This is a genomic window from Paenibacillus sp. PK3_47 (assembly GCF_023520895.1).
GTDB lineage: Bacteria > Bacillota > Bacilli > Paenibacillales > Paenibacillaceae > Paenibacillus_AQ.
In genome coordinates this window covers 794,197-818,574 of sequence record NZ_CP026029.1, presented here as the reverse complement: position 1 = coordinate 818,574, position 24,378 = coordinate 794,197, and the positions used below count along the sequence as shown (strand labels likewise).

23 protein-coding genes are annotated in these 24,378 nt (G+C 44.2%); 16 read left to right on the top strand and 7 right to left on the bottom strand.

Going from position 1 to position 24,378, the window contains the following annotated elements; genetic code table 11:
* Positions 1-53: 53 nt before the first annotated feature.
* The 4 genes from C2I18_RS03840 to C2I18_RS03825 all read left to right on the top strand — a co-directional run bounded on the left by C2I18_RS03840 (position 54) and on the right by C2I18_RS03825 (position 4,546).
* Complete coding sequence (locus C2I18_RS03840) at positions 54-617, top strand: hypothetical protein (protein ID WP_249899969.1); 564 nt, start codon at positions 54-56, stop codon at positions 615-617.
* Between the two features lie 244 nt (positions 618-861).
* Positions 862-3,036 carry a serine hydrolase domain-containing protein gene (locus C2I18_RS03835; RefSeq protein ID WP_249899968.1) on the top strand — a complete coding sequence of 725 codons (2,175 nt, stop codon included), beginning with the start codon at positions 862-864 and terminating at the stop codon, positions 3,034-3,036.
* A 154-nt stretch (positions 3,037-3,190) separates the two neighbouring features.
* Positions 3,191-3,493 carry a hypothetical protein gene (locus tag C2I18_RS03830; RefSeq protein WP_249899967.1) on the top strand — a complete coding sequence of 101 codons (303 nt, stop codon included), beginning with the start codon at positions 3,191-3,193 and terminating at the stop codon, positions 3,491-3,493.
* A gap of 78 nt (positions 3,494-3,571) precedes the next feature.
* Entirely contained in the window at positions 3,572-4,546 is a 975-nt protein-coding gene (locus C2I18_RS03825) for an alkyl sulfatase dimerization domain-containing protein (protein ID WP_249899966.1), read from the top strand.
* An 88-nt stretch (positions 4,547-4,634) separates the two neighbouring features.
* Here C2I18_RS03825 and C2I18_RS03820 read toward each other — a convergent pair whose 3' ends face one another.
* From C2I18_RS03820 to C2I18_RS03800, 5 genes are all read right to left on the bottom strand, one after another.
* Positions 4,635-4,991, bottom strand: a complete 357-nt coding sequence (locus C2I18_RS03820) for a YxeA family protein (protein ID WP_249899965.1) — start codon at positions 4,989-4,991, stop codon at positions 4,635-4,637.
* A 26-nt stretch (positions 4,992-5,017) separates the two neighbouring features.
* Positions 5,018-6,949 carry an ABC transporter permease gene (locus C2I18_RS03815; protein ID WP_249899964.1) on the bottom strand — a complete coding sequence of 644 codons (1,932 nt, stop codon included), beginning with the start codon at positions 6,947-6,949 and terminating at the stop codon, positions 5,018-5,020.
* Positions 6,936-7,721: an ABC transporter ATP-binding protein gene (locus C2I18_RS03810; RefSeq protein WP_275100959.1), complete on the bottom strand. Its 786-nt coding sequence runs from the start codon at positions 7,719-7,721 to the stop codon at positions 6,936-6,938. The genes C2I18_RS03815 and C2I18_RS03810 overlap by 14 nt, the downstream gene beginning before the upstream one ends.
* A gap of 139 nt (positions 7,722-7,860) precedes the next feature.
* Positions 7,861-8,907, bottom strand: coding sequence for a sensor histidine kinase (locus C2I18_RS03805; RefSeq protein WP_249899963.1), 1,047 nt, complete (start codon positions 8,905-8,907; stop codon positions 7,861-7,863).
* A 14-nt stretch (positions 8,908-8,921) separates the two neighbouring features.
* Positions 8,922-9,605, bottom strand: coding sequence for a response regulator transcription factor (locus C2I18_RS03800; RefSeq protein WP_249899962.1), 684 nt, complete (start codon positions 9,603-9,605; stop codon positions 8,922-8,924).
* A gap of 234 nt (positions 9,606-9,839) precedes the next feature.
* On the opposite strand from C2I18_RS03800, the gene C2I18_RS03795 reads away from it, so the two are divergent.
* From C2I18_RS03795 to C2I18_RS03780, 4 genes are read left to right on the top strand one after another with little or no spacing between them, the layout of a single operon-like run.
* Positions 9,840-10,070 carry a hypothetical protein gene (locus C2I18_RS03795; RefSeq protein WP_249899961.1) on the top strand — a complete coding sequence of 77 codons (231 nt, stop codon included), beginning with the start codon at positions 9,840-9,842 and terminating at the stop codon, positions 10,068-10,070.
* A complete protein-coding gene (locus tag C2I18_RS03790) occupies positions 10,067-11,308 on the top strand; it encodes a C39 family peptidase (protein ID WP_249899960.1) in 1,242 nt (413 codons plus the stop codon). Before C2I18_RS03795 ends, C2I18_RS03790 begins: the two co-directional genes overlap by 4 nt.
* A gap of 54 nt (positions 11,309-11,362) precedes the next feature.
* A complete protein-coding gene (locus C2I18_RS03785; protein ID WP_249899959.1) occupies positions 11,363-11,827 on the top strand; it encodes a hypothetical protein in 465 nt (154 codons plus the stop codon).
* A 56-nt stretch (positions 11,828-11,883) separates the two neighbouring features.
* On the top strand, positions 11,884-12,210 hold the full coding sequence (locus tag C2I18_RS03780; RefSeq protein WP_249899958.1) for a hypothetical protein: 327 nt from the start codon (positions 11,884-11,886) through the stop codon (positions 12,208-12,210).
* 41 nt (positions 12,211-12,251) lie between these two features.
* On the opposite strand, the gene C2I18_RS29700 is transcribed toward C2I18_RS03780, so the two are convergent.
* Together C2I18_RS29700 and C2I18_RS03770 are read right to left on the bottom strand one after the other, a co-directional pair.
* Positions 12,252-14,153, bottom strand: a complete 1,902-nt coding sequence (locus tag C2I18_RS29700) for an ATP-binding protein (RefSeq protein ID WP_342760330.1) — start codon at positions 14,151-14,153, stop codon at positions 12,252-12,254.
* Positions 14,154-14,193: 40 nt separating this feature from the next.
* On the bottom strand, positions 14,194-14,907 hold the full coding sequence (locus tag C2I18_RS03770; protein ID WP_249899957.1) for a response regulator transcription factor: 714 nt from the start codon (positions 14,905-14,907) through the stop codon (positions 14,194-14,196).
* Between the two features lie 185 nt (positions 14,908-15,092).
* Here C2I18_RS03770 and C2I18_RS03765 point away from each other — a divergent pair, with 185 nt between their 5' ends.
* The 8 genes from C2I18_RS03765 to C2I18_RS03730 all read left to right on the top strand — a co-directional run bounded on the left by C2I18_RS03765 (position 15,093) and on the right by C2I18_RS03730 (position 23,844).
* Positions 15,093-16,424 (top strand): ABC transporter substrate-binding protein, encoded by a 1,332-nt coding sequence (locus tag C2I18_RS03765; protein WP_249899956.1) that lies wholly within the window; start codon positions 15,093-15,095, stop codon positions 16,422-16,424.
* A gap of 221 nt (positions 16,425-16,645) precedes the next feature.
* Entirely contained in the window at positions 16,646-18,016 is a 1,371-nt protein-coding gene (locus C2I18_RS03760; protein WP_249899955.1) for an ABC transporter substrate-binding protein, read from the top strand.
* Positions 18,017-18,325: 309 nt separating this feature from the next.
* Positions 18,326-18,661 carry a hypothetical protein gene (locus C2I18_RS03755; RefSeq protein WP_249899954.1) on the top strand — a complete coding sequence of 112 codons (336 nt, stop codon included), beginning with the start codon at positions 18,326-18,328 and terminating at the stop codon, positions 18,659-18,661.
* Positions 18,662-18,735: 74 nt separating this feature from the next.
* Positions 18,736-19,536, top strand: coding sequence for an aminoglycoside phosphotransferase family protein (locus C2I18_RS03750; protein ID WP_249899953.1), 801 nt, complete (start codon positions 18,736-18,738; stop codon positions 19,534-19,536).
* A gap of 189 nt (positions 19,537-19,725) precedes the next feature.
* A complete protein-coding gene (locus C2I18_RS03745; RefSeq protein ID WP_249899952.1) occupies positions 19,726-20,631 on the top strand; it encodes a GNAT family N-acetyltransferase in 906 nt (301 codons plus the stop codon).
* A gap of 252 nt (positions 20,632-20,883) precedes the next feature.
* Positions 20,884-21,468, top strand: coding sequence for a TetR/AcrR family transcriptional regulator (locus tag C2I18_RS03740; RefSeq protein WP_249899951.1), 585 nt, complete (start codon positions 20,884-20,886; stop codon positions 21,466-21,468).
* Between the two features lie 115 nt (positions 21,469-21,583).
* Positions 21,584-22,990 (top strand): MFS transporter, encoded by a 1,407-nt coding sequence (locus tag C2I18_RS03735; protein WP_249899950.1) that lies wholly within the window; start codon positions 21,584-21,586, stop codon positions 22,988-22,990.
* The gene (locus C2I18_RS03730) at positions 22,987-23,844 is read left to right on the top strand and encodes an NmrA family NAD(P)-binding protein (protein WP_249899949.1); all 858 of its coding nucleotides are present in this window, start codon (positions 22,987-22,989) and stop codon (positions 23,842-23,844) included. The genes C2I18_RS03735 and C2I18_RS03730 overlap by 4 nt, the downstream gene beginning before the upstream one ends.
* The last annotated feature ends 534 nt before the right edge of the window (positions 23,845-24,378 follow it).

The window sequence follows — 24,378 nt, the reverse complement described above, 5'->3', positions numbered from 1 at the left end:
CGATAGAGTCAATAAGGATGCTATAAACTCATATCCTAAAAGCAGGTGGTTGATTGAATTTTCGTATACTCGCGTTAATGGGGTTGTTCACTTTTGCATTTTTATTCTCAAATGTGCAAGAGGCTAATGCTTTGTCCTGTGCCGAGGTTGGAACTCCCCAGGAAGCGTTAGAACTGTATAATGGAGCCGTTTACGGTGAAGTGAAACACATCAGGGGCGATCTGAAGCAGGAGGGATTTACGGGGACAAAAGAGACAACCAGAAATATTTTAGTAGAGGTTGAACGAAGCTGGAAGCGTGAAGTGGACTCGCAGATTATTGTCGCAACGGATTACACCTGGGGGTATGATTTTAAAAAAGGCAATAAATATTTGATCTACATCAGCGAAGCGGATGGCGGATTCAGCAGCAGTCCGTGCAGTCCAACAATCGAAATGAATAACCTTGACCAGGCAACAGAGCTGTTCGGCGAAGGATTTCAGCCGCAGCGGCAGGTAGACGTAGAATACAAGATGTGGTTTATGTCTGAGCGGGATATTGATTTGTATATTGCAGCAGCAATCTTACTTGTGGTAACTGCATTCTTGTTCAGGAGAGTAAAGAGGAAAAAGAGTTGAGTGCAGCATTATGTGCTATGGCGAATGTTAGATGAATGAAACAGCGGCAGACTAGGGCTTCGTCCCTTGCTGTCGCTGTTTTTTTAGGCGGGCAGGATAATTCAGACGTTTCTCGAATATTCTCTGAGATGGATAATTTTGTGAATGCATAAGAGATAAATCCAACAGGATGTGGGGATACGGCATGTCAAAAAAAACAGCCGGAGCCGCTGCAGTGATTATGGATTCAGAAGGGGGAGTTCAAATGATAAAAAGGCGATGGACAACTGTAACTGTGCTGACTTGGTGTCTGCTCCTGCTGTTAAGTGCTTGCAATGACAACGCACCGGTGGCTGAGATGCAGAATACAGCAGAGGAACAGAATAGCTCTGAAGTGATCGGGGGAAGTGCTGCTCCGGTAACCTCGTCAACGGCGGAAGTGGACTCACTTTCTAATGAAGCCGGGTCAGCCTACGAATTAACCATCAAAGCTGCAAATGAGAAAGCGGATCTCCTTACAAAAGCTTACGGTACAAACAGCGTGCAATACGCCCTTATCGATCATGGCAACCTCGCAGTATCCGGCCAATCCGGCAAAAATGATGAGCAGGGACGGACGCCGCTTACAAAAGACACGTTGTACGGAAGCGGCTCGATAAGTAAGATGTTTACCACAGTTGCCGTTATGCAGCTGGCTGATCAAGGGGAAATCGCTCTGGATACACCGGTCGTCCAGTACATCCCCGGGTTTATGATGAAGGATGAGCGCTACAGACAAATTACCCCGCGCATGCTGCTCAATCATTCATCCGGGCTGAAGGGAACCTCTTTTACGAACGTCTATTTATTTGAAGATAACGACACCTATGCCCACGACACACTGCTGGAGCAGCTGGCCGGTCAGACCTTAAAGGCGGACCCGGGAGCTTATTCAGTCTACTGTAATGACGGATTTACGCTGGCAGAGATTCTGGTCGAGCAGGTCAGCGGCATGGACTTTACCTCTTATATCCATCGATATATTACGGAACCATTAGGTATGGCCAATACGAAGACACCGCTCGATGCTCCGGACACAGCAAAAATGGCGGGGCTCTATTATCCTGCATATGCAGGCCAACTTCCAGGCGAGACGGTCAATGTGATCGGAACGGGAGGCATATATTCCACAGCCGAGGATTTGGCCCGATTCTCGCAAATTTTCACGGGGGAAGCGGAAGAACTCTTGTCCGGCAAAGCGGCTGCGGCCACGATGCAGGACGAATACAAGACACCGTTATGGCCTGACGATGCGGACAGCTCCATGGGTTACGGTCTGGGCTGGGACAGCGTCAATCTGTATCCCTTTAGCGAATACGGCATACAGGCACTGGCCAAAGGCGGGGACACGTCTTTCTATCACACAGCGCTCGTTGTGCTTCCCGAACAGGCAATGGCGGCAGCTGTAGTCACCTCCGGCGGAAACAGCACATACGGTCAGCTTCTGGCGAACGAAATTCTGCTTCAGGCGCTGAAGGAAAAAGGGACCATAGCTGAATTTAAGCCTGAGAAATCATACGGTGCGCCGGTAAAGGCTGATATGCCGGAGTCCATGCTGCAGTATTCGGGAATCTATGGCGCAACGGGTTCAACGATGAGCATTAATATATCCAGTGGCGTTCTGACTATTACTCCGGAACAGCCAACCGCTAACTCTGCCCAGGTCTATATGTATTCGGAAGACGGTACATTCCGGAGTTTTGACGGGAATACGATGATCAGCTTCGTGGAGGAGGAGAACGACCGCATCTACGTATGGCTTCGTCAATACGCTGTAGTGCCGGGCCTGGGACAGATAGCTATATCCATGTACAGTGCCGAAAAGCTCCAGCCCCAGGACCTTCCGGCAGAGACCAAGAAGGTATGGATGCAGCGCGACGGGAAGAAGTATTATCTGCTGACTGAGAAATATACGTCGCTTCTTTATTTAGCATTGCCTCCCACCGATTTGAATCTGTCGGATAAATTGCCGGGCTATGTGTTGGATAAACGGATAACCGGCCCGAATTCAGCCGTCTCCGAATTGCAAATCCCGGGAATCAGCGGACGGGATCTCACAGGTCTTACGTTCTTTACACAAGACGGGGCAGAGTACTTGAATTATGATGGAATCATCCTGGTGAACGAGGACGCGGTGAAGCCTTTTGACTTCTCTCGAAAATCAACGGTTACGGTTCCGCCCAGCGGGTACGCCAGTTGGTATACGATAAGCGAGAAAGACGAGGGCAAGGTCATTAAGGTTAATAGGCCTCCGAACGCTTCCTTTGCTGTTTATGATACAAAAGGAACATGCCTCTACTTCAGTGTCATCGGCAGCAAGGAGCCGGTCGTACTGCCGTTGGGGGGATCCATAGTTTTCGCCGGTGATGCCGGCACGACGTTCGGGGTTTCTGTTCAATAACAAAATAATACCGGGAAGAATTATAGGAATTGACAGGAGGATCTTGTCAGATTACAATCAGTTCAACAAACTGACTCATGAATCATTTTGTGGAAAATCCATGCACCGCATTCATCCACCGGTCCAACGGAAATGAGAACCCATCAACAATCGAATGCAAACAGCTATCCCCGCTACCTGCGGAAGTACTGTTTTGTATGAATCAAAGCGCCCCTTTGATTTGCCCGGTTGTTGTTTTTTTACAGGTAAAACATACTATACATATAAGAAAACTTATAAAAGAGTAAGGAAGGATGATAGAATGGGATTCAAAAAAGGATTTAGAGCATCCCTATTTCGTATTGTTGCGGCTATTACGCTGATTGCAGCCGTCATTGCTCCACATTCAGCACCCGAGGCAGCTTCAGCTAAAAAAGAGCTGAAAGTAAATAGCGCGATTAACGGTAACCTGGAGTGAATTCGTCGGCGGTCCCCCGATTCTCGAATCACTCGCCGCCAAAAGAGTCGATATTTCCGTTTTGGCGACGGAGCCGCGTTGCAGGGATTATCAGCCGGAATGCCTTTTTCCAGTATTGGCCTCGTCAGCGACGGAGTCCGGTTGAATTCCATCCTTGTTAGCCCGAATAGCGGAATCAAAACCATAAAAGACCTGAAGGGTAAAACCGTTGCACTGGCTAAAGGAACCACTTCCCATGTATTTCTCGTCAAAGTGCTGGCAAAGAACGGACTCAAGGAAAAGGATTTGAAAATCGTTAATTTGCCATTACCTGAAGCCCATTCTGCATTTCAGGGCGGAAAGGTGGATGCCTGGGCCACCATTGTCTATATCCCTGAGGACAGAGTGGTATACATCGGAGATTTCATCATTTGGACGTTTCCTAACGTAGGGAACCCGAATAAGGTCCTTCGTTATGCACGGGAATGGTATGAGACATTGGACCGGGTGCTCTCCTGGCAGCCGCGGATCATTGCTCCCGGACACGGGCCAAGCCTGACGGAGCCGGAGATCATCCATAAAGCGCTTCGTGATACTTCGGATGCCCTCCGGTTCCTCGAGGAGCAAACCGTCATCCATATTAACAAAGGGTCATCCGAAGAGACGGCTATACTAAATATCCGGCTGCCGGAGCATTTGGAACAAAGTCCTTTTTTGCGGCAGGTATGCGGGCCCCGTGAATTTGTCATCCGCGGAATCTACCGCCGCTATACAGGGTGGTATAACGGAAATCCTACCCATTTGGCACCCGCGCCTCAGGAACAGGTAAGACAAGCAGTGCTGGATCTAATCGGCGATGAGGACAAGATTCTGGCCAAAGCCGGGGATTTACAGGCCAAAGGTGAGCTGCAGCTTGCCCTGCATATTGTTGATCTACTGATCGGGGATTCCGGGAAATCAGACGAGGCATACACACTCAAGGCCAATCTGCTCCTGGAGCTGGCCGATCGCTCCCAGAACCTGTTTTATCATAATTATTATAAAGGCAGTGCGAAACAGCTGATACAGCGGTAATTCTGTAATGCCGGCCGGCTATCCCCATACCATCGGGCAGTTGATCAATATGGTCAGCTGCCTTTGTTCAATTAACAGGCAGGATGCGTCACTGGGAAGTCAGCTGGTTTAAGACTTTCGCCGGAATCACTTGCTCTTCGATTACAGCCCATTCTTTCGTGTAGGCTCCCTTAGCAAGCACCTTGACGTAGCTTTCCGGTTTCTGTTCATTGCTCGAAGAGAAGGTGACCTTTGTCTTTTTTCCCTCTCCTGTGTAACCTGTCAGATTATATCTGTAACGGACCCATTCATTTTTACCTTCCTTCTTGGCGGGTTCATTGATTACTGCGTATACATATTGTTCCTTATACAACGGGTTGAACTGGTCAAATTCCCGTTTGAATGTTAAATACAGGACCAAGCACACAACCAGTGCGGCCAGAATATAAATTACAGTTTTTTTCATGATTGATTACCTCCAGTAGTAGTTGCTTATAACATGGCGTTTTTAACGATTTTTTTGTAATACCCAAGGGTGAAGAAAGCGAACATAAAGTAAATGGCGGCGTAAGCTCCCATCGCAATCACCGCAGGGATCGTATCGTCGGCAAGAGTTATATAGTAACTCGCCTTGACTGCATAAATGGAATGTACGATTCCGATGAACAGCGGGAGCAGGAACACCAGCATCTGCTTGCGCAAAACGCCTTTCATGATCATCTTTTCATCAAAACCCAGCTGGCGCAGTGTTCTGAAACTCTGTTTCTCCTGCTCGGCTTCACTCATCTGCTTGAAGTACAGAATACTGCCGGTGGAGGCAAGAAAAGCAAGTCCCAGAAAGGCAGCAATAAAGATCAATAATCCGGATTGTTCAAGCAGGCTTCTGTAGCGGGAATAGTAGTCTGCCGAATAAAAATCATCCGTCTTGTATTTCTGGTAGAGGGAGGAAGCAAGCTCGAGCTCCTTCTGGTCCGGAACCTGAAAGGTATCGATCTGCACCCGTTCAAAATCATCCGTACCGGACATTCTCCGCTCCACTTCTTCCAGGGTTGCCTCGGACACTACGATTTGTCTGCCTGAGGTTCCGGGATTCACGATATTTTCCAGGATGATTTCATTCAGCGGATAACTCTTGGTCTGTTTATTGGCGCGCAGTTCAATCATGGTCGGATAACGTTTCGAGAGATCAATGTCATCATATAAACTTAGCGCAGAAGCATTATATTCTATTGCCTCGCCATAGTCAGGTACAGGGACATCTCTGCCGGATTGCTGCAGCTGTTCAGCCGGAAGCCATAAGATGATGCCTTCTCTATATCCGGATGTTGTCAACGGATCCAGGACAACACCATTAGCCCGGAACGTATCGATGGTATAGTGATTATAATGAATGCCTTTGCTCTCCAGCTCGGCTCTAAATGCAGCTGCATCCTGCCGGTTATTCTCCATTGCGAAATCATAAGGGTATTCATCACGGGTGGCTTGCTCAACAGAGTAATAGACAGAATACGCCATGGTAACCAGTGTAAGGGTTAACGCTGAGAGTACAGTAATCAATGTGAGCGAGTTGGCATTGGCCTTCATCCGGTGCATCAGCGGGGCAAGCGAAAGGCTGTTGTACAGGCCTAAATGTCCGTTTTTACGTTTGCGGAACCAGTACAGACACCATCGGATCGTCACCCGGAATAAGATATAAGTTCCTGTTATGGTAGAGGCCATGACCAGAAGCGCATTCACACCCAGCTGCTCATTTATCATGCGTCCAGATAACTCATAGCCATAGCCGGTCATTATAATACCGAGCAAGGCTATTATAGCCGTAAGAATAGAGGGCCGCTTGCTGACAAGATCAGGCTGCTTATCTGCCTGGAATAAGCCGAGCAGAGTTCTGCGGTTGATCATAACTATCATCTGAAGGGAAGTAATAAAGATGATAAGAATAAACACTGCTGCCGTTTCTAAGGCTGCCGGGACAGAAAAATGGATTGAAGGCAAGCCGTCCAGGTTGAGCAGCTTCATTAATATCAGGACAAACAGACGGGACACCAGCGCTCCGGACAGAACTCCTGCGATTAAAGCGCCTAATCCCAGCAAAATATTTTCAAGGAGTAAATAACGGATAATCCAGCCTTTGGAAAGGCCTATCAGCTGGTACAATCCGATTTCCCGGCTGCGTCTGCGTAAGAAAATGCTGTTAGAAGAAACCGCGAAAATGCCTATAATGACAACAAGCAGGACTGCTGCAGATTGAAAGGCTGTCGTGAAATTCACACTTGAATCCAGCATATTCTGTACCTGCTGATCATATTTAAGTGATGCAAAGACGAAGAACAGGCTCATGCTGAAAATCAGGGCGAAGAAATACAGATAGTAATGCTTCACATTTTGCCGCATACTGCGCAGTGCCAGATCAAATACCGTCAATATTATCGCCCCCTAATACAGCCTGCACATCAATAATTTCCTTGAAGAACGACTGTCTGGATTTCTCCCCCCGGTACAATTCGGAATATATTTTTCCGTCTTTCAGAAAGACCACGCGGTTACAATAGCTGGAAGCGACCGGATCGTGTGTGACCATAATAATCGTGACCTCTCTTGTCCGGTTCACCTCGTCCATTACGGACAACAGCGATGAAGCGGATTTGGAATCCAGCGCCCCCGTCGGTTCGTCTGCAAAGATGATCGAAGGCTTATGGATCAGAGCCCGTCCGGCTGCAGTGCGCTGTTTTTGCCCCCCTGATATTTCAAAGGGATATTTCTCCGACAATTCCTTAATGCCCAGTACATTTGCAATCGCTGCAAACTCTCTCTCTGCCTGTTTTTTACTCAGCTTGCTGAGGGATACCGGCAGAAGGATATTTTCTTTTACCGTCAACGTATCCAGAAGATTGTAATCCTGAAAGATGAAGCCAAGCTTGTTGCGGCGGAACGCGGAAAGGGCAGCGCTGTTCATGGCGGATATATCTTCATTATCGATGAGGATCGTACCGTCAGTGGTCCGGTCAATCGTCGCAAGCACGTTTAGCAAAGTGGTCTTGCCGGAACCGGAGGGACCCATGATACCGACGAATTCTTTACGCAGAACGCGTAAATCAATGCCTTTCAGAACATGCTGGGAACTGCCCCTTGAGCCATATGCTTTGTGAACATTCCGGGCGTGCAATACTGTATCTTGTTCTTTCATTTCATTCATAGTGAACCTCCCAAAGTTGATTATAGGTTAAGTTTACGCGTATATATCCCGGGTGTCGCACGTTTCTGGTGACGAGTTGCAGCGGCAGGTGACGAATTTGTCAGGTTAACAAAAAAACAGCCAAGACGCTCTTGGCTGTTCATAACGGGATATGGTCTGCTTGTCCTCTCCTGACGGTCTCGAATGCATTAGAATCTGTAAAAGTCATCCGCATTGTCGTACCTTGTGCCTGGCTGGAATGGACTTGAAGCGTAATTCCAATTTTGGCGGCAGCGGTTTGGGCAAGATAGAGGCCTAGGCCGGTAGAAGCATTATGAATCCTTCCATTCCCGCCGGTAAAACCTTTGTCAAATATACGCGGAAGGTCATGAGGCTGTATACCCGGGCCCTCGTCCATTAAATCAAGCCTGACATTCTCTTGCTCCGTAACCTTTGTCCTGAACGTGAGTGACGTGCCTGCAGGACTGTATTTAATGGCATTGGTCAATAACTGCCTGATGATAAAACGGCACCATTTACGGTCTGTAACGACGGTGGCATCGTCGCCTTCAATACTGACTGCCAGGTTTTTCTCCATACACCAGGGAGCCAGTTCCCGGACTTCTTCTGCCGCAAGACGTTGTACCGATACCCGTTCAAGAACATAGTCCGATTCCAGGGCAGGGAGGCGTGTCATATACAGCTGACGGTCTACCAGCAGGTGAATCCGCAGCCATTCGGTTTCAATTTTACGGATATCCGGATCACTTTGGCGTGTGGCCATAATCAGTTTCATAGCGGTAAGAGGCGTTTTGATTTCATGAATCCAGGAGGCAATGAAATCATTCTCAATCAGCTGGGCGTCCTTCACCACAGAAAGCTTACGTTTGAAATGGGAAGAGGCCTCTCTTAACACATGGCCCGTAATCTTATCTAATTCATTGTCAGGTTCGGGAAGATTCTCAATCCAGTCCGCGGCCATGTCTTCCTGTAGTTTGGCAACTGCTGCCAGATACCTGGTTTCTTTTCTATACCGCCAAATGAAAAATACAACAAACAGAATCATGTACAACGAATTTAAATATATGAAAGAGACGGGTTCAACACTAACTCCCTGATCGAGAAGGATCAGCAGGTCAGTCACACCCAGCAAACTGATAAAAAAGAGGATCCAGCTCTTTCTTGCAATCATATAGCGGAAGAACATAGTATCTTTGCCTCCTATAAAGTCACTGCCATGTACCCCATCCCTTTCTTTGTCACAATGGCGTCTGAAAGCCCAAGCGGTTCTAATTTCTGCCGCAGACGGGTGATATTGGCTGTAAGCGTATTATCATTTACGAACTGCTCATCTTCCCATAGCTTACGAATCAGGTCATGACGTGAAATGACAGAATTGTTGGACTTCACCAGGGCAACCAGCAGGAAAAATTCATTTTTGGTCAAGTCTGCTTCCTCGGCTGATTTCCGGATAACCCCCCGCTTCAAATCAATCAAAGCACCGTTCCATTCGATTGTATCTGCCTGGGTTTCCCCATAAGCGTATGTCCGCCGAAGAATGGCTTGAATTTTGGCATACAGCACATTCGTGTGAAAAGGTTTCTGGACAAAATCATCCGCTCCCATATTAAGCGCCATAACCATATCTAGCGGATGATCGCGGGAAGATAAGAAAATGATGGGTACTTCCGATACAGAGCGGATTTCCCTGCACCAATGGAAACCGTCAAATTTAGGCAGCGTAATATCCATGATTACAAGATGAGGCTGCTGCTCAAGAAACGAACGCATTACCTGATCAAAATCATCCGGTTTCGTAACCCGGAACGCCCAGGCTTCCAGGCCGGCTTGCAGCGCCTCGAATAAGGCCTGATCATCTTCTACAATAAATATGTTAAATTCCATAGGCTGAACGTTTCTCCCTTTTGTAATGTATTTAATTCTTAGTACTATATTATAGATTGAGGCCCGGAGTCCAGAAAAGCTTGTGACCTTTATCCTGCCCAATTCATTTATGATAAAATTGTCACCTCCGTTTGAAAAATGTCACCCAAACCGTGCGACAAGACAGGAAGATCAACTATACAATAATGTTATAAACTCTAATGGACTTAGAAGATTGAAGCGGAGGGCAGAATTTTGAAGTATAAGGTTTCTATGTATTTCAAACATGCACTAACTTTTATCAGTATAACAGCACTTGTTCTTGGTTCCACTGCTTGTAACTTTCCCAGGGAACAGACACCAAGCCCGGACAATCAGGCGGAGTCGGTAAAGGGTGTTCCAAGGACAACAGCTTTTGAAAAGGATGCAGATTATTTAAAACAAAAAGGTCTCGTGCTTCCTGATTTGCCCCTGAGAGCAGCATGAGCCTGGAGTCATTTTTCACTTTGCTCGTAGAGGCTTACGAGTCATGGGGATCGGAAATTGATATCTCTGATGTCAACCCCAAGTATGAAGCGAGTGATGCGGTTAAGAAAATGACTTTGATTGGCGTACACGATAATCAGTTTGAGGTCGTGGGTGCACGGGACTCCGATTTGGATTATGGATCGGTTGCCTATTGGCTTATGAAGCTGCATGATTCTATTCAAAAACGGTTCTATTCCAGAAGTGATCCAACGGCTACCACTGGAGACTTACTCCGGAGAATCAATACGGCCACTGCACTGCACACCTGGACCAGAACCTCTAATCAGACCGGAACTTATGCGTCAGGTGATTTATTAGAAGGTGAAGCGGGAACGGATCAGCTACTTACCAGGCTTATGGCAGCTGAAATGCTAGTATCTGCCTATGAAGCTATATTGGGAGAAATACAAACGGTTCCGGCCTCCAAGCCCAGGGATACGGAAGATATCCATGCATGGAAAGCAAGCGATTTATTCTTCTGGTCAGAGTCCGGGGATTTTGAGCCTGAAAAAACCGGTAGATGGGACGATTGGTCTTTTATGCCGGCTATTGTTTATGATGCTGCTCTTCGGGCAGATTTGAAGCTGCAAGAGGCTAAGGCACCTTATGGTTCGGTTGTGGCTGCATTGGCAACCCTCATGAAATCCTACGAGGGATCGGAGCAAAATGTCATCGAAGATACAATTGTACTCAATGAACGCCCCTATGAATGGCATGTTTACCAGCAGGATACAGGCGAATACAGCCAAGTGAACTGCATGCCTGCTACTGTGGAAATGGCATTAAGGTATCAAGGGCTTTCGGATATTCCCTCAGCAGAGACTTTACGCAGGGACAATCCATGGAACGGGGTGGGCTGGACTGATGTCGTTGCCGAGAACGTAATGCTGCAATATGGCTTGAAGTTCACTGATTCTTTTGACACTACAGTGGATTTGGATAAGATGTTAGATCATTTAGATAAAGGGAATATCTTGTATGTCATGTTTAGGGAAGCGGACAATACAGAGGGGCATTCATCCCTGATTAAGGGCTACCGGAAGTCAGGAAACCAAGTTCAATTCATCGTTTCTGATCCGAATTACAATATAATGGGGCCTTTTGGCTACTTTGAATATTTAAAGGATGCCGAGACCCTGTTGAGTGATATGGAAAGGCATCTGCCCCGATATTTTATAATACCGCCGGGAGAATGATTTAAAGATGTGGAAGGAAAAATACTAAATTGACTGGATAGGAGAAAATGAATAATGAAGAAAATGATATTCGCATGCGTCATCTGTGCTCTCTTCCTTGTGGGATGCAGCAGCAATAATGAGGCGAACTCAGACAAGATGAGCCCCGATGAGAATGTGCAACAAACGTTGGAGCAATACATGCAAGCGATCGCCAATAAAGATGCTGAGAAATTGGTAGAGCTATACGGCGGCAGCTACCAGGGGCTCATGAATTTATCTCCCGAAACAGATCCTGAAGATGAGCAGAAAATATTCAATCAGTATCTGGAGCTGATTCCTAATATCTCCCTTAAAGAAATTCTTGATCAGACCGAGGTAAGCAAGGATGAATATAAATTTGTGATTACGTTACAACATGAAGACGGAACCTTGTTCCAGGCACAGGAGTCCGACATAATCACTGATAAGTTCACCTACACAGTTAAAAGAGTCGACGGTAAACTGAAGGTAATGGAACTCCCTCCATATCAACCCTAGGTTGGGGGCTCATCTTCAATAGGACATGGCGGGCATATAAGGTAAAAAAGGGGATTATGATGAAAATAAATTTATTGATTTTTATATCATCTATAAAAGAACAAAAAGAAACCAATATCGGAGAAATAGTTATAAAAACATTTGAATCTGACATTCGTCCTGTAAAAGGGGACATTTTAGATGATCCAGGATTCTATCCAGGTTTTCATAATGGATATGAAGTTGTTAAGGTAACAATAAATTATGCTTCAAATGAATGCTGGGTGTCACTGTCCCCCCTTGAGTTAGAAAGGGAAGAGACCGACATAGAGACTTATATAGAGAGACTTAAAGTAAACGGTTGGTGTATAGTCTCAAAAGAAGAGATTAGAAAAAAGAATTAAAGACATAACCAAAATGTGTGGTCCTTTTATCATCGACTATTTTACATTAATCCGGGTTGAGCTAGGGGCTCGCGCTGGCCGTTGGCTTTCATTCTATAATTTTTCTCTATAGGAATTTCGAAGCTCCAGTCTCCGGAGAGCATACTCTGCTGATCCTGGTCATTAGACAGTTCTAAACTTTTCACGTTGACTTTCAACATGAATTTGTCTGGAGGCGGGGGTCCGGTAAAATAATAATTGATGGTGCCGTTTTTAGCGAACGTTACACCTGTATCTGTGGCGATGCCGGGAACGGCCAATCTCGTTGAAGAGTCCAATTTAAAAGCCGGCTTGACCGATTGTTTTAGCCACTGCGTCTCCGATATCAGGTTAGAGTGTTTCATAGCATACTGTATAATTAGGCTTTGGCCGTCAAACAAGTAATGCTGAATGACAAGTGTATAGCCTTTGTCTGTTGTACCTGTTATTAAATTCATCTCATTAGTTCCGCTTATCGTCATCTGCGCTGGATCGCTATGGTCAGAGAAGACGGAATTCAGTTTTACCATGAGCGGGGAAGTGAATGAATTCTTAACGCTGAATAGGATTACTGTACTGATGAGCAACACAATCATCGATACCGCGGCAACCTTAGACTGGAACAGCCGCCGTTTCTTAGACGATAATCTTTTTTCTGGCGCCAGGTCCTGTTTGGGGATTACGGACGGTATCCGGTCCATTTCAGTATGAACTTCATCCGGAACAGCCTCCTGCGCCTGATTGATGCCTGAAATCGGGAACCGGGTCTCAAACGAGGTTGCCTTCCTGCTGCTGTGTACAGTAATACTCCCTCCGTGTACCTCAATAATGCTTTTTGCGATGGCCAGCCCGAGGCCTGTACCGCCGGTCTGCTTCGACCTGGAGCTCTCTACCCGGTAAAAGCGGTCAAAAATAAAAGGCAAATCCCGTTCGGGAATGGGATCTCCATAATTTTGAATCCGTACGGCCAGCACATCTCCATCCTTAGCAATATCGATATCAATATATTTGCCTGCCTTACCGTACTGTATGGCATTGGCGATTATATTTTCGTACGCCCGTACCAGCAGTCCCCCGTCCGCCCGGATCTTGAATTCTCCTTCTTGCATATTCAGTCTGATTTCCATGCCTGCATTCTCCGTAATCGGTACGAATTCCTCTTCCAGCTGCCAAATCAACCCGGCGATATCGAGCTCGTTCAGTTCCAGAGGCATGCCGTTGTTGATCCGTGTATATTCGAACAGCTCATCGATCAATCGCCGAAGCGACAACGACTTCTCATACGCGATGCGGATGTAATAACGCATCTCCACTTCATCCAGATACCGGTCCTTCTCGACCACTTCGAGAAAGCCGAGAATCGAGGTCAGTGGAGTACGAAGGTCATGCGATACACCGGTAATCAAGTCATTTTTGGTCTTTTCCGCTTTGCGTTCCTCCGCTATCGAATGCTTTAACTGCATACTCATCCGGTTAATACTGAGCGCGACCTCGCCCAATTTGCTGCCGGCAATTTCCGGGATTTGATGGCCGAACTGTCCGCCCGCAATCTCCTCCAATCCCCGGGTGATTTCCGCCAGATCATGATCCCATTCGCTGCTGAGCTGGTTCACACTCTCTGCCACACCACTTAACTCATCCTTGCCCTTTACCGTCACCACATGCCCGAACTGGCCAGACAATATTTCCTGCAGTCCTGCGTTGATTTCGCGTAAATCCTGAACCAGACGGAGACTGGCAAGAAAGAACGTAATGGGAAAGAGGAGGATGCCGGTTATGATCATCACGCGAAGTGATCCGGCATGCTCAATGCTCCAATTGATCGGGGCAGCCGCGTATTTGATTTTCTGCAGCTCTCCCGCCATGAAATACCCGAAGAAAATAGCTGCGCCCGTTAAGAGCAGGCTTGCAACCATAATCAGCATTAATCTCCAACGAATCGTATACAGCCACTGTAATTGGATCCTACTCACCCCTTGTTTTTAGATCGCTTTCGATTTTGTAACCAATCCCCCACACAGTTTTGATTATCCGCGGTTCACGCGGATTAGCTTCTATTTTTTCACGAAGCTTCCGGATATGAACCATAACGCTATTCTTTGACTCCATAAAGGGCTCGTTCCAGACTTCCTCGTAGATGCGGTCCATGCTCAGCACCATTCCTCTATTGACTGCCAGCATGTGAAGAAGCGCAAACTCGCGGGGGGTTAATTTGATCTCCTGCTGATCGACCGTTACCGCATGGGATGCAATATTAATAACGACGTTTTCGATATGTATTTCGTTCGTGTTAGACGCAGCGGAGTTGAAATGATTCATCCTCCGAAGCTGGGACTTAATACGTGCAATCAGCTCAAGCGGGTTGAACGGTTTGGTTACGTAGTCGTCGGCACCGATACTGAGGCCTGATATTTTATCAATATCTTGACCTTTAGCCGAGAGCATGATGATGGGAATAGGATTCGTTTCCCGTATTTTCATACAAGCCTGCACCCCGTCCATCTTGGGCATCATTAGATCAAGGACAATTAAATCGACTTGGTGGGACTGCAAAATCTCCAGTGCCTCCAGCCCATTGGACGCTTGCAGGAGCTTGTAGCCTTCGTTATTGAAATAGATATTCATCAATTGGATAATTTCCGCTTCGTCGTCCACCATCAAAATCGTACTTTCCGCCATAGGTCCTCCCTGATTCTTGTATCCTTCTTAAATTAAAGAGTAGAACAATAATTATAAGCGATATTTCTGATGCAATGAATAACGCCAGCAATATTTAAGAAAATGATAAGAATTTCGGTAGCTGGTTGATAAGCTTTCTCTTCTATGCTTAGTTCAGAACAAAAAAATGAGTGGAGGTTCTTATTTTGAAGAAAAATATTATTAAGAAGTCAGTAATCGTTAGTTTGAGCTTTATGGTGTTGGCTGTTTCAGCAGGCTTTAGCCAGGTTCAAAAAGCTTCTGCTAATTCAAACACCGGGGTAAACACGAAAAAAACGCTAAAGGTGCTGTACGAAGACAAGTATTATTTCGATGAGAACTTGTTCAAATCGCAATATCCCGATACTCAGATTCAGGAAGTGAAATGGGATGGGAAATCAGACCTAAAAGCTTTTATTGCCAAGCAATCCCCGGATATTGTTATGTTGAACACCCTGGAATATAAACAGTTATCCAAGGAGAATCAGTTAGCAGAACTGGGACAGTTCATCAAGCGCGACAATTATAACACTGCAACCCTATATCCCGGATTGTTGGACGCCTTGAAGGTGAATGGAAAGCTCTACGGGCTAAGTCCGCGTTTCAACACCGAATCTCTTTTTTACAATGTAGACTTATTCAAGAAATATAATGTCCCTTTACCGAAAGACGGAATGACCTGGGAAGAAATACTGAAATTATCCGCAAAATTCCCAACGAAAGGAAACAAGGACACTCGTATCTGGGGACTTCATTATCCGCTTGATAATTACACCTATTTAATAAATGACATAGCAACTTCTGAAGGGTTAAACAAGTTTAATCCTGATACACTGAAAGTAACTATTAATACAGCGGCTTGGAAAAGAGTATATAGTATGGCTATCACTGCAATAAAATCCAATACGATAGAAGGCTCCAATAAAAGTGGATATGATGTTGATCCTTTTCTTATGGGAAGAGCGGCTATGACAGTAAGTACGACTAGTATGAATACTTTAAAGGATGTAACTGCCAATAAATCTGCTATTGCAAAGTACAAACCGTTTACTGCAAAAATTGCTGCAGGTCCTGCCGATCCTAAGAACCGGAGCATGACACGCAACATTCATCTTGACTCAATCTTCGCAATTCCCTCCAGTTCATCTAATAAAGATCTTGCTTGGGATTTCATCAAATTTTATAACGGAGCGGATTTTGCTAAATCTAAATCGGAGGTGCTTTCAGATTATTCCCTATCACGAATGGATTATAGTAAAGAATTCAAAGGATTTAGCATGGAGGCTTTCTATAAATTAAAACCAAACCTGGAAACACCACCCTATACCAATCCAATAGGAATTCCATTTAACAATGCACAGTATTCAGTTATTTTGAATAGTGAAGTTAAGCAGGTAATCAGTAACAAAAAGACACTGGACAAGGCGCTGGCTTCTATTCAAACACAGGTTCAAAAGAGCCTTGATGATGCTGTGAAAAAACAAAAAACGAAGAAATAACCAAGGAGCATTCATTCGCTGATAACGCCCTTATGGCATACAATAACTCATTTTTAGATAGCTTTTATCTAAGAATGAGTCTTTTTATTGTCCGCGCTTCTCAGCTTTATTTAAGAAAATAATAAGGATTTCAGTAGCTGGCTTATAAGCTTTCTATTCTATACTGGGGTCCATACAAGCGTATAACCGTTTGAAATAACAAATGAGTGGAGGTTTTATTTATGAAGAAAAACAGGTTACAGAAGATCATGCTTACTAGTCTCAGTGTTATGTTAATCGGTGCTTCAGCAGGTCTTGGCACAGGTAAACCAGTTTCCGCAAATCCAGATATTCAGACAAGTACGAAAGATACTTTGAAAGTATTGTACTGGAACGCAGACGATTTCAATAGGACGTATGGAGACCAGTTTAGCAAGAACTACCCGGATACAGACATCGAAGTCTTTGCACCTACAGGTACAGGTTCAATTACGGATTACAATTCAGCGATCCAAAAGTATTCACCGGATCTTGTGATGCTGCCCCCATACCATTATAAGCAGCTGTCCAAAGAGAAAAAGCTGACAGATTTAGAACCGTTGATTAAGCGGGATGAGTATGACACGACAACAGTATACCCCGGCATGCTTGATGAATTGAAGGAACTGGGCGGCGGCAAGCTTTATGGGTTAAGCCCAAAAGCGGAGTCATATGCTCTTTTGTATAATGCTGATTTGTTTGAAAAATACAATGTTAAAGCACCAAGTGACGGAATGACGTGGGAGGAAATATTGAAGCTTGCAGGTGAATTTCCTGCTACAGGAGATAAGAACTCCCGAATCTGGGGCCTGAGTTCGTTTGGTTCCAGCAACTTGGTAATGGATATTGCCAGAACAGAAGGGTTAACGTACGTGGATCCAAATACGCTTAAGGCTACTGCGAATACAGCTGCGTGGAAAAATGCCTACCGCCTGTCCGTCGAGGCCACGAAGTCCGGGGTACTTGACGAAAGGATCAGTCTTTCGGGCAAAAGTTACCTGGAAAGCAGTCCGTTCATTATGGGACGATCCGCTATGATTGTAGCTTCTATCAGTCAGCTGCAGTCCTTGCAATCAGCAAAAAGTAATGTGAAGGATTATAAACCGTTTACGCTGGGTATGGCTGCCGGCCCTGCAGATTCTAAGGATCAAAAGTCAACAGGGTTTGTATTTGGTTCTGAGATTCTGGCTATTCCAGCAGGCGCATCGAATGTAAATGCCGCCTGGGACTTCATTAAATATTTTAATGGGGAGGAATATGCTAAGGAATACTATAAACCGAATACTTCTAATAATAGTATTGGTGCTCCTCTGTCCCGAATGATTGAGAAGTACTCTGGTTACAAGCTGGATGCGTTCTATAAATTAAAGCCTGATTTCGATTCATCTATATCAAGTTATGCTCTCATGAACAAATCACCAGATTTGGAATTGGATTTTCGGTCAATGTTATCTGAAGAACTGACTAAGGCAGCAAGCGGGAAGCAAACCGTAGACGAAGCAGCCGCTGCCATTCAAACTCAGATACAAGCAGCTGCTGATAAAGCGGCAAAGGCTCAGAAGGCAAAAAAGTAATAAATTTAGACTCAGGGGATAAGTGAAAATAAGGTGCGGCCTGCCCTTTACGGGGGATGGGTCGCATTTTTTGCCTAGTGGTAGTGTGTAGTTTAATAGTTGAGAAGGAAGGAAACTCCAGTTATTATGAAATCAAGGAATTATCTACATATTCTATAATCTGAGGAGCAACCCGAATGAGCGAATTTAGTCAAAGCTATCATTTGTTGGGCAGCCAAGAAACAGCAATTGAACTGATTAACCGTGCAGGAGAACATGGTTTTGTATTTGAAGATGACAATCGGTGGACTACATTCGTAATCTTGGGAGATGAATTTAGACCACTGTTCCTGGGACGAAACGGATATCGAGGATTTTGATTTCGATGAAGAGGAATTAGTTGATATGTTTGATGATGGGGAAGTAAGTGTTGCTTCCGACGAATTTGTCGACCTGGATATTATCAAAAAACTAGTCGAAGAGGCTGGCAATGATTCTTCTGACTTGGAAGTACTATTTACGAAAGATCCCGAAGTCATCTTTGCTATGGAGAGCCCAAGTGCTTATCAGATTGCCGAGAAGCTTGGTATTCTCAACTATGCTTGGATTTCTGCTGAATCTATCGCTATGGACGAGGATTTCTACAAAAATGTAATTCAAGTTTAAAGCCTGCAGAGGCTTTGCGTTCAATTAAGGGGCTTACAATAGCAATATCAACAAAAAATGAGGGGTAAGGCATAATGACTCAGGACGAAGTATTACAGGGCGGAAATGTTAACCTCGTTGTCCGTAAGGAGAATACTGTTCTCCGCCCCACTGGTTATTGGAGTCCGTCTGTTCATCAGCTACTCAAACATTTAGACAAGCAAAACTTCGAGGGAGCACCAAGATTTCTGGGAATCGATGAATCTTATCGTGAAATATTAACATTCATTTCAGGGGAAGTTCCAGGAAACGATTACCCCGACCTTGAACCTTACATGTGGTCCGATGAAACACTTGTGGGTTTAGCACGCCTTTTATGCCGTTTCCATGATGCGACTGAAGGCTCTACTCTCATGGAGAAGGGAAAATGGCAGCTCAGTTATAGTGATGATCATGATTACGAAGTGATATGTCATAATGACGCTGCGTTGTACAATGTGGTCTTTCAAAAGGGGATTCCTGTGGCGCTGATTGATTTTGACATGGCTGGACCAGGTCCGCGTATGTGGGACATTGCGTACTCAATTTATACATCGGTTCCGCTTGCGAGCTTCTCACCTGACTATTCATCGGGAAAAACGATAGGGTACCAAGCAGATCTACACGCTATGGAGCGCAGCCGACGGATTCGTTTGTTTTTTGAATCGTATGGAACTCCCATGCCTTATGACCTGCATGAGTGGATTATCAAACGTTTGACTACTATGTGCGATACATTGAGGAATGGTGCCTCCGAAGGAAATCTTGCTTTTCAAAAGATGGTTGATGAAGGACACTTGGCTCACTATGAGAGCGAAATTCAATTTGTAACAGATCACTTCAAGGATTGGATATAGAATTAAGTATTACGCTAACTGCAACTTTAGTTCATAATACCTAGAAAGCAGCTGATCCATGTTATCGGCTGCTTTTGTTCATCTAACGGACAGGCTAGTTTGGTTATAACTGATAATTACCTTATATAATTTAACCTTCCATGATTAACTAGATATAGTATCTAGATAAATATATCAGGAGGTATACTTGTGTATTCTAATGAAAATATAGATGTTGAGCTAAACCTAATTTACGATTATAAAAATAATAAAGTTTACAGAGATAGTTTTAATCAACTGGCAAATTTGGTTTTTGGCATCAATTTTGAAGTATGGTATCAGAAAGGATTCTGGGATGATCGTTACATATGCTACTCTTTCATCAGTGATCATGTAGTGATTGCCAATGTTTCCGTTAGCAAAATGGACCTGATAATAAACGGAGTAATTAAAAAAGCGATTCAAATTGGAACGGTTATGACACATCCCGATTTTAGGGGGAAAGGACTTTCTGGAAAATTGATGAGGCATGTTCTAAATATTTATGAGCAGGATTGTGATATTTTCTTTTTATTTGCTAATCGCACTGTACTTGATTTTTATCCAAGATTCGGGTTTGAAGCCTTTGGTGAATCAAAGTTCAAACTTGAATTTCATCCCACACCAAAAGCGGATACTGCCTTACGTAAGTTGAAATATTCCAGCAAAGAAGACTTAGAATTTATGAGAAAAATGGTTTTATCCCGTAGACCTATTTCGGAACAATTTGCTGTTAGTAATGACCTGGGGCTCTTTATGTTTTACGCTATAACAGTATTTCCTGAATCCATATATTATTCGCAAGAGGACGATGCGATTATAGTATACCAACAAGAAGGTCATACACTAAATCTATACGATATAGTCAGTCAATGTGAAGTTGACTTAAATCGGATATTAAATCGCATTGCCAATGAGCAAACCAAATATATTCAATTTCATTTCACACCAGATCAAATTCCTGAGGAAGCACAGTATGAATGGGTGGATAGTAATGGTGACTTGCTATTTATAAAAGCTGACTTTGTCTTAGAAAAAAATTTAAAAATCTGTGTGCCTATATTAGCACATGCTTGATTGACTTCACCGGCTCTGCATTTATTTTAAATAATCAAGTGACCTTATTCAAGTTTTTTATTGACTGTTCAGTCCGGAAATGCTAAGATCATTTTCAGAAAAGAAGAGTTGCTGAAACGCAAAAGAATAAGACCATTTTTTGCACGTTTTAGACTGTTTGATCTGAAATGGGCTGAAGGATGTGATGTAGCTTTCATAAATTGATCTCGATTAGAAAAAATCTAAGAGCCATTGTAAGGAGGGAACGCAAGTTTGGCAAGAAACAAGGATTTTGATACAACACAAGTTCTGCACAAAGCCATGCAAATTTTTGGACACTATGGCTATGAAGGTACTTCTCTGCAAATATTGCTCGAAGGTCTGGGTATCGCGCGCCAAAGCATGTATGATACCTATGGCACAAAGAAAGAACTGTTTGTTAAAGCTGTCCGTCATTATCTGAATGAAAAATCATCCGCAGTTGTTGTCTATTTGCAACAAAAGCAGACTGTTAAACAAGCTATCGGTTCCATTTTTAATGAAATTGTTGCAGCTCTGCAGGATGAGGATCGACGCAAAGAATGCTTTATTCTGCATAGTGCGATCGACCAGGTGCCGCATAATTCAGATATCGCATTGATGTTTGAAAAGGATAAATTAATGTTGGAACAGGCATTTTATGATGCATTAGTTCGTGCGCAGCATGAAGGCGAAATAAGCGAGAAGAAGGACTTGCATGCGATAGCTCAATATTTGTACCATTCGCGTTATGCCTTAACTCAAGTTGCAAAGCTGACCGCAGATCCTAAAGCATTAAATAATGTTGCAGCACTAACACTTTCTGTGTTGGAAGATTGATCAAAATCAGAAGCGGCATCAAGTCGCTTCATTATTTTTCTGTATTCCAGAACGATAAGTCAAAAATTGCGTTCATTTTAGATCGTTTGGTCTATAATAAGAAGGGGAAATGATTATGAATCCTACGCGTTTTAAGGGTGTTGCTTTATTAATTCTTGCCATTTCACAGCTGATGCTGGCACTCGATTATACGATTATTTTTGTTGCCATGCCTTCATTAGGCAGTGAGTTGGGATTTTCTGCAAGCAATCTGCAATGGGTTGTTAGTGCGTATTCTCTTATATTTGGCGGTTTTCTGCTCATCGGGGGACGTCTATCAGATCTTATGGGGCGTCGGCGGATGTTTATAGTGGCTATGGGCTTGTTTGGCTTAGGATCATTATTGGGAGGTGTGTCTGATTCTCAAATCATGCTAATAGCTGCCAGAGGTCTTCAGGGGTTAGGGGGAGCGATGTTATCACCAGCTACTCTATCGCTGATTATGTCTAATTTTGAGGAAGGGGCAGAACGTAATCGTGCGATGGGGGTGTGGGCCTCTATGGGTGGAGTAGGCATGTCTCTAGGCTTGTTACTCGGCGGGATTCTTACCAGTTACGTCGGATGGGAATCGATATTCCTTGTGAACGTACCGGTTGCAGTATTATCCATGGTTCTGGCTCCAATTGTATTAGCAGAAAGCAAAATAAAAACTCAATCAAAGCAATATGACGTAGCAGGTTCAATATCTGTGACCGCAGCAATGCTGCTGATCGTTTACTATTTAGTGCAAGCTCCCGTTGACGGATGGTTCAGTGTATATACATGGCCCTTTGCTGTACTTGGTATCTTACTGCTTGTAGTCTTCATTTTCATTGAACAACGTTCCAGGGAGCCTTTACTTAAGTTTAAGTTGTTTCGTAACCGGAATTTGACCGGAGGGGCTTTGACTGCCTTTTTGTTCTCGGCTTCCTTCGGATCATTATATTACTTCTTGACTCTTTATACGCAAGGGGTGCTGCATTATTCTGCCATTGAATCAGGATTAAGCTTTTTGCCTTTAACCATAAGTGCTTTTCTGGGGGCAAGGCTGATAAACCGGATGCTGTCTTACGCTGGTGTTTCCGGTACGATTGCAATAGGTATGGGCTTAGGGGCATTGGGCTTCCTGCTGCTTACTCTAATCTCACCCTCCGGAAATACATGGGGAATCATTCCAGGTACAATTGTGGTCGGAGTAGGTCAAGCTCTTGTATTCACCACGATGTTTATTGCAGGAGGAACAGGAATTGAACCTAAGGATCAAGGGGTGGCATCGGCAATTATTTCTACGGGACAGCAAATTGGTGGTGCTATTGGGCTCGCCGTAATTATGGCCATAATCTCAGCAAGGCTGGGCTTTGACACATCACTGGAATCGATGCCGGCTGCAGATTTGAATTCGGCTATCCATACCTCATTCTTTATTTCAGCCGGCATTACACTGTTGGGCATACTCACAGCCTTCCTAGTGCTCAAATCAACTAATAAGGAGATGAAGATATGAAGAACCCTCAACGAAACATACTTATAACAGGCGGAAAAGGAAAAACAGGAATAAGACTTGCGAAGGAGCTGGATAAACTAGGATATCCTTATATGAAGACTCATAGAAATCCGATCTCTATTACAGACCCATTGAAAGAAGTCCATTTTGACTGGTATGACAGCTCTACATTTCTTCCGGCCTTACAAAATGTCGAACGGGTCTATCTGGTAGCACCTGTCGGTGACAAAGACCCTATCATAGTCATGCAGCCTTTTATTGATTTAGCTTTAAAACAGGGAGTCAAACGGTTTGTATTGCTGAGCAGTGCATCCATACCTGAAGATGGGCCGGTTTTTGGGCCTGTTCATCAATATTTGAAAAAAGTAGCCCCTGAATGGACGGTTCTCAGGCCTTCCTATTTCATGCAAAATTTCACGGAAGGGCAGCATGCCGTAACTATATCTCAAGAAGATTTGATTGTTAGCTCTGCAGGTCAAGGCAAAATAGGATTTGTTGCAGCGGAAGACATCGCTGGAGTGGCTTTAAGAGCGCTTATCGATGAAGAATCCCATAATACTGACCTCATTATCACAGGTCCAGAATCACTCTCATACGGTGATGTAAGTCAAATTATTAGCGCGGTTACAGGGAGGAAAGTACGCCACAACTCAATTACAGATGATCAATTGACCAATGGGTGGATAGCAGCAGGGTTAAGCAAGGACTACGCTGAGTTCATGACGAACTTGGACCGGAGAATCCGAGAGGAAGGTACAGAAGATATAGTCACGGATACCGTAGTAAGACTGACTGGAAAAGAGCCTATCTCATTTCATCAATTTGCAAACGAGCATATCAGCATTTGGAAATAGATCATAAAAAAACTACCTTTTTAAAGCTGCCATTTCAGCGGAATTTTATCTCCGCTAAAAGAGTAGAACAGAAATTACAAGCGGAGTATAACGAAAGCTCGTAGAAAGAATGTAACTTTTCAAATATATCAGCGTAATAGAGATAATACAACGGAAGGGGCAATCTATGTCAACAAATAAAACGGATAAAGTGGACAGAATATTTGATAATACTGAAAAAGTTTGGATTATAGGCGAGATTATGTATTATATCTCAAGGTCAGTGGTGCTTCTAATGAAATAATAAACAATGACTAATTATAAGTATCACTTCATTACTTGCAGGAGGACTGTAACATGCTGTATAGTTTTTTGACTTCCGTTACTTGGGAGAGCATTATGAACTTTTGGCCGCTTTTATTGGCGGCTGTACTTATAGGTGTAATACGTTGGAATAAAAAATCAAAGCAACGATGATGGACAGGAGTAACTTACAGGAGATAGGCCAACACTGCAGAAAAGCAGCTGATCTATGTGATCGGCTGCTTTTCTTCC

What these genes read in the sequence shown, in the direction of transcription:
- C2I18_RS03830 (WP_249899967.1), top strand. Translation starts at nt 3,191, where the DNA reads ATGCAAACAGCTATCCCCGCTACCTGCGGAAGTACTGTTTTGTATGAA.
- C2I18_RS03735 (WP_249899950.1), top strand. Translation starts at nt 21,584, where the DNA reads ATGAATCCTACGCGTTTTAAGGGTGTTGCTTTATTAATTCTTGCCATT.
- C2I18_RS03810 (WP_275100959.1), bottom strand. Translation starts at nt 7,721, where the DNA reads ATGAATGAAATGAAAGAACAAGATACAGTATTGCACGCCCGGAATGTT.
- C2I18_RS03805 (WP_249899963.1), bottom strand. Translation starts at nt 8,907, where the DNA reads ATGTTCTTCCGCTATATGATTGCAAGAAAGAGCTGGATCCTCTTTTTT.
- C2I18_RS03770 (WP_249899957.1), bottom strand. Translation starts at nt 14,907, where the DNA reads ATGGCGGAAAGTACGATTTTGATGGTGGACGACGAAGCGGAAATTATC.
- C2I18_RS03800 (WP_249899962.1), bottom strand. Translation starts at nt 9,605, where the DNA reads ATGGAATTTAACATATTTATTGTAGAAGATGATCAGGCCTTATTCGAG.
- C2I18_RS03750 (WP_249899953.1), top strand. Translation starts at nt 18,736, where the DNA reads ATGACTCAGGACGAAGTATTACAGGGCGGAAATGTTAACCTCGTTGTC.
- C2I18_RS03790 (WP_249899960.1), top strand. Translation starts at nt 10,067, where the DNA reads ATGAGCCTGGAGTCATTTTTCACTTTGCTCGTAGAGGCTTACGAGTCA.
- C2I18_RS03760 (WP_249899955.1), top strand. Translation starts at nt 16,646, where the DNA reads ATGAAGAAAAACAGGTTACAGAAGATCATGCTTACTAGTCTCAGTGTT.
- C2I18_RS29700 (WP_342760330.1), bottom strand. Translation starts at nt 14,153, where the DNA reads ATGCTGATTATGGTTGCAAGCCTGCTCTTAACGGGCGCAGCTATTTTC.
- C2I18_RS03780 (WP_249899958.1), top strand. Translation starts at nt 11,884, where the DNA reads ATGATGAAAATAAATTTATTGATTTTTATATCATCTATAAAAGAACAA.
- C2I18_RS03730 (WP_249899949.1), top strand. Translation starts at nt 22,987, where the DNA reads ATGAAGAACCCTCAACGAAACATACTTATAACAGGCGGAAAAGGAAAA.
- C2I18_RS03785 (WP_249899959.1), top strand. Translation starts at nt 11,363, where the DNA reads ATGAAGAAAATGATATTCGCATGCGTCATCTGTGCTCTCTTCCTTGTG.
- C2I18_RS03835 (WP_249899968.1), top strand. Translation starts at nt 862, where the DNA reads ATGATAAAAAGGCGATGGACAACTGTAACTGTGCTGACTTGGTGTCTG.
- C2I18_RS03820 (WP_249899965.1), bottom strand. Translation starts at nt 4,991, where the DNA reads ATGAAAAAAACTGTAATTTATATTCTGGCCGCACTGGTTGTGTGCTTG.
- C2I18_RS03755 (WP_249899954.1), top strand. Translation starts at nt 18,326, where the DNA reads ATGAATTTAGACCACTGTTCCTGGGACGAAACGGATATCGAGGATTTT.